A 10734-nucleotide genomic window follows, 5' to 3' on the forward strand; every position below is an offset into this window, starting at 1 on the left:
AATTTATGGCTAATAAGAAATATACGAACCGCGAATTAAGCTGGTTAAGCTTTAACGCGAGAGTTTTACAGGAAGCGGCAGACGAAACAGTGCCACTGATAGAAAGATTGAGATTCCTGGGAATTTTTTCAAATAACCTTGATGAATTCTTTAAGGTGCGTTATGCAACCGTTAAACGAATTGATCTTGCCGGGAAAGCTGCTAAAAGTGTGCTTGGCGGAATTAAGGCGAGTAAACTTCTGGAGGCAATTACCAAAATTGTAATAGATCAACAGTCTGAAAGTCTCAAGATCCTTGAAGATATTCAGGAACAGCTGAAGGAACATAATATTCACGTTATCAATGAGAATGAAGTAACCTACAAACAGCAGGACTTTATTAAAAACTATTTTTTAAGCAAGGTGAGTCCGGCCCTGGTTACCATTATTCTGAATGAACTTCCGGAAATGCCTTCATTAAAGGATTCCGCGGCATATCTGGCTGTGAAGATGGTGATGACAGAGGAAGTAGAGCAGAAAGATGGAATAGACAGGATCTTAAAGAGAAAAACTAAGGAAAAGAGATATGTATTAATTGAAATCCCGCGGAATATTGAACGTTTTGTGGTACTCCCGGAGGAGGATGGCAAGCAATACATCATTCTTCTTGATGACCTCATTCGGTATAACCTGCATACTATTTTCAATATTTTCGATTATGAGAGTCTTTCGGCACATATGATCAAAATTACACGGGACGCAGGTCTGGATCTGGATAGTGATCTAAGTAAAAGCTTTATTGAAAAAATTTCAGACAGTGTAAAGGATCGAATTAAAGGAGATCCTGTGCGCTTTGTTTATGATAAAAATATTGATAGCGAGACTCTTACTTATTTGATGAACAAAATGGGTATCGATTCTACCGATAGTATTATTCCTGGCGGTCGATATCATAACAGGAGGGATTATATGGATTTTCCGAGTCTTGGAAGGCCTGAGCTACAATTCGAAAAACGGGAGCCCTTGCCAATTCCCGGCTTGATTCTCCAAACAAGTGTTTTAAAGGGTATTGCTGAAAAGGATTACCTATTATATACTCCATACCAGAGTTTTGCTTATGTAGTTAAATTCCTGAGAGAGGCAGCCCTGGATCCAAAGGTAAAAACGATTAAGATCACAATCTACAGGCTGGCAAAGATTTCGCATATCGCCAGCTCCCTGATCAACGCTGTTAAAAATGGCAAAAAAGTAACTGTTCAAATTGAACTGCGAGCAAGGTTCGATGAAGTGGCGAATATTCGTTATGCTGAACAAATGCAGGAAGAAGGTGTGAATTTGATTTTTGGGGTTCCGGGACTTAAAGTACACTGTAAAACCTGCGTGATAGAGCGTGAAGAAGAGGGTAAACTCAAGAGGTACGGTTTTATAAGTACTGGAAACTTTAATGAAAATACCTCCAAACTGTATACTGATTATACACTATTCACTGCAGATGCTGCTATTCTGAAGGAAGTAAATATGCTCTTTGAATTTTTTGAGACGAATTACAAGGTAAACAAGTACAAGCATTTGATCGTTTCGCCACATTATACAAGACATGTCATATATAATCTTATTCAAACTGAAATTGATAATGCGAAGAACGGAAAGCCTGCAGGTATAAGATTAAAGCTGAATAGTTTATCAGACAATGGAGTGATCGACAAATTATACATGGCTAGTAAAGCCGGTGTTAAAATCAAATTAATCGTTCGCGGAATCTGTTGCCTGAATCCCGGTATTGAAGGAATTAGTGATAATATCGAAGCTATCAGCATTGTAGATAAATTTCTGGAGCATCCAAGAGTTTATATTTTTGAAAATGGCGGAGATCGAAAGGTTTACATTTCATCTGCAGACCTTATGACTAGAAATCTCGATCAACGGGTTGAAATTTCCTGTCCTATTTATGATGAAGATATCAAGCAGGAACTTATAGAAACCTTTGAAATTAGCTGGAGTGATAATGTGAAAGCCAGAAGACATTGCAGAGGAATGGACAATCCTTACAGACGTACCGATGGTGAAAAGGTAAGATCCCAGTTCGCACTTTATGATTATTATTTAAGAAAAACTGAAATTTACGAATGATCAAACAAAAGAATTTCGCCGCTATAGATATTGGATCTAATGCCGTAAGACTACTGGTATCAACTATCACTGAAAAAGAGGGTAAAGAACCAATGTTTCGCAAAACCTCCCTGGTACGTGTTCCTATAAGATTAGGTGCAGATGTGTTCCTGAAGAAGAAAGTTTCAGAAAAGAATACCATGCGTATGATCGATACGATGCATGCCTTTAATCTATTAATGAAATCTCATGGGGTGGAAAAATATAAGGCATACGCAACGTCGGCAATGCGGGAAGCAACGAATGGGAACGAGATTGCTACTATAATAAAAGAGAAATCTGGAATTAATATAGAGATCATTGACGGATCTCATGAAGCTGCAATCATCGCCGCTACAGATCTTCACGCACTTATCCAGAACGATTGTAATTATTTATATGTAGATGTTGGTGGTGGAAGTACAGAGTATACCATGTACAGTAATGGGAAAACGGTTGCCTCAAGATCGTTCAAAGTAGGAACTGTAAGAATGATGGAAGATCTTGTTGAGCATCATACCTGGGAAGAAATGCGGGAATGGGTTAAGGAAACTACCAGAGATTACGATGATATCGATCTTATAGGTTCCGGAGGAAACATCAACAATATTTTTAAAACCAGTGCAAAGAAGGAAGGAAAGGCTCTTAGTTTGAAGTATATGAAAGATTACGACGAAAAGCTTAATTCTTATACTTACGAGGAGCGAATCACCGAACTGGATCTAAAGAATGACCGCGCAGATGTGATCATCCCAGCTACAAAGATCTATGTAAATTCCATGAAATGGGCTCGTGCCAATTGGATCCATGTACCTAAAATCGGACTTGCAGATGGTATAATCAAATCTCTTTATAACGATTCTAAGAGGAAAAAAGTTTAACCGTGGATACTTTCTTTAGTTCCCAGATCCTTCATGATCTTAGCTTCAAATTCCAGTAGATCTTCCCATTTTTGATCTACTACTTTCCGGTCTTCTCCATATTGCCGGGCGAACTTCAAGAACATCGTATAGTGGTTCGCTTCGCTAATCATCAAGTCACGGTAAAATTTTGCCAGATCTTTATCTTCCAGTTCTTCAGAAAGTAGTCTGAAACGTTCGCAGCTACGGGCTTCGATCAAACCAGCAATAAGAAGACGATGTACCAGTTGAGTGGATCTGCTGCCACCTTTAGGAAAAAACTTTAAAAGTTGTATAACATATTCATCTTTACGATCCCAACCCATTTTGAATCCCATATTTAGCAGCCGGTCGTGTACCATTTTGAAATGTCCCATTTCCTCTCTTGCAAGTGCGGTCATGGCGTTCACCAAGTCAGAATATTCCGGGAAACTTACAATGAGGGAAATCGCTGTTGAAGCCGCTTTTTGTTCACAGTATGCGTGATCAACAAGGATTTCTTCAATGTTTTTCTCTGCAATATCAGCCCATCTCGGGTCGGTAGGTAATTTTAATCCTAGCATAATTATACATCTAAATCAAAAGTTGCTCGCAATTGGTCGAGTAGAGGATTGGCCTCTTTCAGTTTTTCGTATTTTTCTTGGGGAGTAAAGGCGTACTTTTTAGAAACAGCTTCATCTACATGAATGATCAGCCTTATATGTGTATTTCTAAGTCGGGCTTTTAGAAAATTCATCAGTCTGTTTTCTTCCCGTTCCAGATCGATCTTCATCGTTTCATTCGGAAAGGTGAGATGAATATCTCTATTTTCAAGGCTGGGTGTTTGCGATTCGAATATAGATGCGAGAATCTTTTCACCTTTATTCTTCAGTTTTTCTGAATAATTTTTCCACTCCCGTACCATATCTTCTTCGGAAAACTCATCATTCATTACCTCTTTAACAGGTAACATCGCTTTTTGTTTTTCCGCTAGTTCCTTTTTCTTACCAATACTTTTTAAAGACAGGCCAGAAACCTTTTCCCGTTTGATCTCCGGAAAAATCTTTTTCGTTCCAACAGGTTTCTCTTCAGTAACTTCCCTAACCTCTTGTACTTCGGTTTTTTCAGTAGCGTTCGATGTCTGCTTCGGAAGGTTTAAAGAATCCTGATTTGCAACTGTTTCAGATTTGGTTTCAGTAGCATTAGTATTAGTATCAGCTGAAGTTTCCGTAGAATCTGAAGGACTCTCTTTTGAATAATAAATTGCCTCTTCTGGTTTAGCACACGATTCTGGTGTTTTTTTAGGATCTGGAAGGCTAATATCTTCAGCAGGTGTAGAGCTATCATGCTCATTTTCCCTTAGCATTTCCTTCTTCTCATTCGATATTTGAACCGAATGTTGAGTGAAATGTTCCGGGGGAACTATGTTGCGATCAGACTTTTTTTTTTGAGTATCGAAAGTGATCGATGCCAGTTGCATTAAGCAAAGTTCAACTAGCAATCTTTGATTCTGACTCGTTTTGTATTTTAGATCACAGGAATTTGCCAGTTCAATTGCTTCCATCAAAAATTGATGCGAAGTTTGTTGAGACTGTTCAAAATATCGAGCTTTCGTTTGTTCTCCCACCTCTAGCAATTGGATGGTTTTCTGATCCTTGCAAACCAGCAGATCTCTAAAGTGAGATGCCAATCCTGCAATAAAATGATGTCCATCAAATCCTGTAGATAGGATTTCATTAAATTTCAGAAGTAATTGAGGAATATCATTCGCGAGAATCATATCGGTTACCTGCATATAAGTGTCATAATCCAGAACATTCAGATTTTCTGTAACTGCCTGTCTTGTAAGTTCATTTCCGCTGAAACTAACCACACGATCATAGATAGACAGTGCATCACGCATCGCACCATCGGCTTTTTGAGCAATAATATGCAAGGCATCATCTTCTGCTTTTACACCTTCCTGTTCAGCGATATAACCAAGATAGTTCTTCGCATCTGTAACAGTAATTCTCTTAAAATCAAATATCTGGCAACGAGACAGGATCGTTGGAATGATCTTGTGCTTTTCTGTCGTAGCCAGTATAAAAATAGCATGTTTTGGCGGTTCTTCTAAAGTCTTTAGAAAAGCATTAAATGCAGAAGCAGATAGCATATGCACCTCATCAATAATATAGACTTTATATTTTCCAACCTGCGGCGGGATACGAACCTGGTCAATAAGATTTCGAATATCATCTACCGAGTTGTTCGAAGCCGCATCCAGTTCAAAAATATTAAATGCGAAATCTTCGTCTGGAGCCTGGGTACCATCATGATTGATCATTTTTGCAAGGATACGCGCGCAGGTAGTTTTACCTACACCTCGTGGTCCTGTAAATAACAAAGCCTGGGCGAGATGATTGTTATGGATTGCGTTCGCGAGCGTATTGGTGATCGCTTGCTGTCCAACAACATCTTTGAATGTTTGAGGCCTGTATTTACGTGCTGATACTACAAAATGTTCCATCAAAATCTATTGAACTACAAATATAAAAATCCCAATTCTAAACGAGGTGGACCGGGATGTTTTTTATGAACAAATGACTTAAGAAATGAACATAATTTGACTTACATTTGCCGGAAGCAGGCCGCCTTATCGCTTCGACATATACCTCGGAGAGGAAAGTCCGGACACCACAGGGCAGTATAGTGGGTAACGCCCACCGATCGTGAGATCAGGACCAGTGCAACAGAAAGAATGTACAGGTTAAGCTGTAGTGAAACCAGGTAAACTCTATGCGGTGCAATGCCATGTAAACCGGCATTTAAGGATCGCCCGTCCGTTGCCGGAGGGTAGGCAGCTCAAGATTAGTGGCAACGCTAATTTTAGATAAATGATAAGGAATCCGATCTTTTTATCGGATGACAGAATCCGGCTTATAGGCCTGCTTTTTTATTCTCAATTTGCTGGTACACCCGTACATAATCGATCTTGAATTTCTGCGGAAACTTCGAATCATCGATCTCTCCAGCCCATTTTCCTCCAAGTGCTAGATTTATCAGTATAAAGAATGGTTTTCTAAAAGGATTATTACCGGTATCGGCATTCGCAATTTCAAACGTATGATATACTTCATTATCTACCAGAAATTGGATGCGATCTCTGTTCCAGTCTACTGAATATACATGGAATTCTTCTGAAACATCATCTATAAAGGTAGTGTCGGTTTTTGAAACGATCTCGTTTTTCTCATTGGCATAATGAACACTTCCATGAATTTCTCCCTGATTTTTTCCAACGTGTTCCATAATATCAATCTCACCAGCTTCCGGGTACACTACATTTTCGAAATTTGAACCTAACATCCATATAGCAGGCCAGGAGCCGGCAGCCTTTGGTAATTTAGCTCTAACATCTACTCGGCCATATTTGAAATCAAACTTTCCTGAGGTGTGAATACTACCAGAAGTGTAGTTGGTTTCCGGTGTGTTGAAGCGATAATTTTTTATTACAGGATCGTAATCTGGGTTTTCATAATACTCGTTTCTGGCGGTTATAATTAATTTACCATTTCTAACGCGTACATTTTTTTTTCTTGAAGTATAATACTGTGCTTCCAGATTCCTAATGAATCCAGTTTCATAGCTCCATTTTGTAGGATCTGGTTTTCCTGAATTATCGAATTCGTCCTGCCATACCAGTTTCATTTCCTGAGCATTCATCATAGAGCTTGTAAAAAGTAGAATAGTAAAAGTAGCGGTTAACTGTAGCCGTTTAAAACCTCTAATTTTGGGACAGCATGCCATTGGCCCACGCAAGAGCTTCAGATTTGTTGTCAAACATTTCGAAAGGAATTGTTGCAAATTGTTTTTCAAAATTTGCAGTAAGAGCACCATCACTTTCACGTAGAACAATTGCGATCCCAATTAGAGATTTTCTCTGTATTAGATCTAAATATATGACAGGGTTAACGTTATACTTGTTCTTCCTATTGCTAACATATACCCATTTTCTATCTCCAAAATGATCGTAGAAGATCTCCCTCATTTCTTCGATCTGTTCCTTGTCCAGAACCTGGTCTTCTTTGATCGTCGAAATCACATATTGCTCATGGAGTTCAAGTTCAGCATATGTGAGGCTAAGTCTTCTTACCTGGTGTGTCATAGTATGAAGGTAGTAATTATTCGAAGAAACTAAAAACGCTGCTTCCGTATTTTCTTTGATGACTATAATGAGGAAACTGACTTAGATCGGTATGTTTAGAGTGTTCAATGATCAATGCACCATCTTCGTTAAGCAGGTTACGATCAAAGATGATTCCGGCGATCTTTCCAAATTGATCTACAGTAAAATCGTAGGGAGGGTCTGCGAAAATAAGATCAGATCTCATAGCTCCTTTTTCAAGATACTTATAAACATCGCTTTTAATAGCCATTATTGGAAGCTCCAGTTCTTCAGAAGTTTTCTTTATAAATTTAACGCAGTCAAAATGAGCATCTACAGCAGTTATATCTTTAGCGCCACGGGAACCAAATTCAAATGCTAAATTCCCTGTTCCTGAAAATAGATCAAGTACTTTAAGCTCTGAAAGGTGATACTGGTTATTCAGAATATTAAACAGCGCTTCCTTAGTCATATCTGTTGTTGGTCTCACTGGCAATTTGGAAGGAGCGGTTATACGTCGCCCTTTATGCTTTCCTGATATGATTCTCATGATAGACTTTTAATGGTTAAATAATCGGCCAATGGATACTTAGGCTTCGCTTCTTCGGAAAAACTGAAAGTATGGAATACGTCTAAAAATGAAATATTCGTGATGTATCTGTATGCTATATTATATTCTTCTGAATTCTTTTTGATATCACCCAGCAAGATCAATTCAACCTCTTGAGGTTCTAGCTCAAGTTGTTCCAGAGTAAATAGTAGGTAATAAATAAAATCTTCTTTAGTATCAAATTCGAAACTATTAGCGAAGATCAATTTAGAATTCTGGATCACTACCAATTCGTAGTGATGTAAATGAGTATGTAAATAAACCTTGGGCTTTTCCGAAGATTTTATCTTCAGTAGGCTATCAATAAGAATACTCAGGCTATGCCGGTATTCAAATTCACCGAACATATCGAAAAAATAATTAATGATATTGGCGTAAGGGATATACACATTAACCAGTTCATTATTGATCTCGTCATGAGCAATAAAGTCGGTTTTGAGGATCTTGGTATTGAACTTCAGGAAACTTACTGCCTGTTCTTCATTAAATAAATCTGAAGGAACCAGAGTAAAAAGTGTATTGGTAAAAAATAAACTTGCTTCCTGAACCGGTTGCTGAAGAATGGACTCTTCTTCAATAATAAGTTCTATTCTGGAAAGTACTTTTATAGGATCCAGTTGTTTTTCAAAGTCGAAACTTTTTAAATATTCGATCTCCTGGCGGTCTTTATCCAGGATACAAAAAGAAAGTCCATCCAGGCTAACCTGAATGGACATCTTTTTATTTGCTTTGATATTACTAGTCGTTGTCGCTATCTCCACCATATCTGTCAAACCCATTACCACTGGTACTAACTTCTGTCATACTACCAACGCTAATGTATCTTCCGTTTACATCATCTACAGACTGTACTTCATTTTCCTGAAGAATTAGAGTTCTATCCTGGTCTGATAGTACTACAGCTTTAGGAATTCTAGCTTCGAATACCGGAATTTTATTATCACCTTTTTGAATAGTACCTGCTCTAAGTTCGAACTTTTCGTTCACCCCTTCTACAGGAACATTCATCATAGTTTGATATCTCTCTTTGTCACCTTTAAACAATGAGTCACTCACAGGTACGAAACCTAAAGTATCGATGATCACTTTCTCAATGTTCTTATCTACACCGTATGTTTTAGCATACTCTTCGTCTAGCATTACAGTATCACGTCTTTGCGTGATCGCAAATTCAGCAGTGTCAAGGAAACGAACCAGGCTATCCCAGTTACCAGTGAACTTTCCAGTTACTTCCTGATGTGCAAGCTCAGCAGCTCTAATATCCTTAAGATTTTTAATTACTTTGGTATATCTTTTTTCCTTAATCTTATTAAATTGTAGTGGTTCGTAAACCGCGTTGAAAGTAAGATATGCCAGGAAGATAATAACCAACCAAAGAAGTATCTGAATTACAAATCTCATGCTTTTAAAATTTAGTTTAGTTTAAAGGTTAATGGGTTACACGCAAATCTACAACTTTTTTTTATTCGTAAAAGTTTCTGTCATAAAAATCCATTAGTATCTTTGAGTTTTTACGCACTTTCTATGGATATACCCACGCCGGATTCCTTCTTCAAATTACTTATTCAGGACCTTGAATTTCAACCAACCACAAAACAGGATATAGCATTACAGATGCTTTCTAAGTTTGTAGTGGAAGGAGGGCGAGATAAGTTGTTCTTACTGAAGGGTTTCGCTGGTACGGGTAAAACTACTATTATAAGTACGCTTACTAAGAACTTATGGAAGATACGAAAGTCCGGAATTCTACTGGCACCAACCGGAAGAGCTGCCAAGGTGATCTCCAATTACTCTAAAAAAGAAGCATTCACTATTCATAAGAAGATCTATTTTCCGAAGAAATCGGGAAATGGCGGTGTTCAATTCACTTTACAGCCTAACAAACACAAGAACAGCCTGTTCATTGTTGATGAAGCATCCATGATCTCAGATGATGGGGGAAACTCCAAACTTTTCGAAAATGGATCTCTGCTGGATGATCTAATCGAGTATGTCTATGCAGGGCACAATTGCCAGCTGATCCTAATAGGGGATACCGCGCAGTTGCCACCGGTGAAAATGGATCTTAGTCCGGCACTTGAAGAAGAGAAACTGGGGCTTAACTATAATAAGGAGGTCTCTTTTATTGAACTTGATGAAGTAGTAAGGCAAAGTGAAGGCAGTGATATTTTACACAATGCGACTCTTATCCGGGAAAGCCTGCAGGAGGAATTCTATGAAAGTTTTCAATTCGAGCTTTCTACAAATGCTGATGTGATTCGATTGACAGATGGATATGAGATCATGGATGCTATTCAGGATTCCTACGGTGAGAATGGACATGAAGATACTAGTATTATTGTACGGTCCAACAAACGGGCGAATATGTACAATCAACAAATAAGATCCCGAATACTGTTTCAGGAAGATGAACTTTCTCCAGGTGATTATTTGATGGTTGTAAAGAACAATTATTTCTGGATCAAACCAACCAGTGAGGCTGGATTTATTGCAAATGGTGATATTGTAAAAGTGCTGGAGATCTTTGGATTTAAAGAATTGTACGGATTCAGATTTGCTGAAGTGCAGGTGCAAATGGTAGATTATCCTAAAATGAGTCCTTTTGAAACGGTCATCATGCTGGATACTCTTACTACAAATACACCTTCGCTTACTTACGAAGAATCAAACCGACTCTATGAAGAAGTAAAAAAGGATTACGCGCATGAAAGATCCAAGTACAAACAGTTCATGAACGTAAAGAACAATAAATACTTCAATGCTCTCCAGATCAAATTCTCTTATGCCATCACCTGTCATAAGTCTCAGGGTGGCCAGTGGAAAAATGTCTTTATCGAGCAGCCTTACTTGCCAAACGGAGTAGGGAAGGAGTACCTACGATGGTTATATACTGCGATTACCAGAGCCCAGGAAAAATTATATCTCATTGGATTTGAGGATGATTTTTTCGCTGGTAAGTAATTCCTATTTTTA

At 38.3% G+C, this 10734-nt stretch carries 9 protein-coding genes, 1 other RNA gene and 1 pseudogene; 4 read left to right on the plus strand and 7 right to left on the minus strand.

Going from position 1 to position 10734, the window contains the following annotated elements; all coding sequences use genetic code 11:
• Window positions 1-5 precede the first annotated feature (5 nt).
• Both ppk1 and ABVM50_RS10685 read left to right on the plus strand, forming a co-directional pair.
• On the plus strand, window positions 6-2108 hold the full coding sequence (ppk1, locus tag ABVM50_RS10680) for a polyphosphate kinase 1 (RefSeq protein WP_405198562.1): 2103 nt from the start codon (window positions 6-8) through the stop codon (window positions 2106-2108).
• Window positions 2105-3007 carry a Ppx/GppA phosphatase family protein gene (locus ABVM50_RS10685; RefSeq protein WP_405198563.1) on the plus strand — a complete coding sequence of 301 codons (903 nt, stop codon included), beginning with the start codon at window positions 2105-2107 and terminating at the stop codon, window positions 3005-3007. Before ppk1 ends, ABVM50_RS10685 begins: the two co-directional genes overlap by 4 nt.
• Here ABVM50_RS10685 and ABVM50_RS10690 read toward each other — a convergent pair.
• Window positions 3004-3588 carry a tRNA-(ms[2]io[6]A)-hydroxylase gene (locus ABVM50_RS10690; protein ID WP_405198564.1) on the minus strand — a complete coding sequence of 195 codons (585 nt, stop codon included), beginning with the start codon at window positions 3586-3588 and terminating at the stop codon, window positions 3004-3006. The genes ABVM50_RS10685 and ABVM50_RS10690 overlap by 4 nt on opposite strands.
• 2 nt (window positions 3589-3590) lie before the next feature.
• A complete protein-coding gene (locus ABVM50_RS10695; protein WP_405198565.1) occupies window positions 3591-5513 on the minus strand; it encodes a DNA polymerase III subunit gamma/tau in 1923 nt (640 codons plus the stop codon).
• 113 nt (window positions 5514-5626) lie between these two features.
• Here ABVM50_RS10695 and rnpB point away from each other — a divergent pair.
• Window positions 5627-5942, plus strand: an RNA gene (gene rnpB / locus ABVM50_RS10700) — RNase P RNA component class A.
• Between the two features lie 35 nt (window positions 5943-5977).
• Here rnpB and ABVM50_RS10705 read toward each other — a convergent pair.
• From ABVM50_RS10705 to ABVM50_RS10725, 5 genes and pseudogenes are all read right to left on the minus strand, one after another.
• A pseudogene (locus ABVM50_RS10705) lies at window positions 5978-6883 on the minus strand (family 16 glycosylhydrolase); the annotation flags it as partial.
• A complete protein-coding gene (locus tag ABVM50_RS10710; protein WP_405198566.1) occupies window positions 6771-7151 on the minus strand; it encodes a hypothetical protein in 381 nt (126 codons plus the stop codon). The gene ABVM50_RS10710 and the pseudogene ABVM50_RS10705, both read right to left, overlap by 113 nt.
• A 16-nt stretch (window positions 7152-7167) precedes the next feature.
• Window positions 7168-7701, minus strand: coding sequence for an RsmD family RNA methyltransferase (locus ABVM50_RS10715; protein WP_405198567.1), 534 nt, complete (start codon window positions 7699-7701; stop codon window positions 7168-7170).
• On the minus strand, window positions 7698-8540 hold the full coding sequence (locus tag ABVM50_RS10720) for a DUF3822 family protein (RefSeq protein ID WP_405198568.1): 843 nt from the start codon (window positions 8538-8540) through the stop codon (window positions 7698-7700). Before ABVM50_RS10720 ends, ABVM50_RS10715 begins: the two co-directional genes overlap by 4 nt.
• The gene (locus ABVM50_RS10725) at window positions 8500-9162 is read right to left on the minus strand and encodes a hypothetical protein (RefSeq protein ID WP_405198569.1); all 663 of its coding nucleotides are present in this window, start codon (window positions 9160-9162) and stop codon (window positions 8500-8502) included. The genes ABVM50_RS10720 and ABVM50_RS10725 overlap by 41 nt, the downstream gene beginning before the upstream one ends.
• A gap of 123 nt (window positions 9163-9285) precedes the next feature.
• Between ABVM50_RS10725 and ABVM50_RS10730 the strand changes: the two genes are divergently transcribed.
• Window positions 9286-10722 (plus strand): ATP-dependent RecD-like DNA helicase, encoded by a 1437-nt coding sequence (locus ABVM50_RS10730; RefSeq protein ID WP_405198570.1) that lies wholly within the window; start codon window positions 9286-9288, stop codon window positions 10720-10722.
• Window positions 10723-10734 lie beyond the last annotated feature (12 nt).

This window comes from Christiangramia sp. LLG6405-1 (assembly GCF_045055805.1).
Lineage (GTDB): Bacteria > Bacteroidota > Bacteroidia > Flavobacteriales > Flavobacteriaceae > Christiangramia.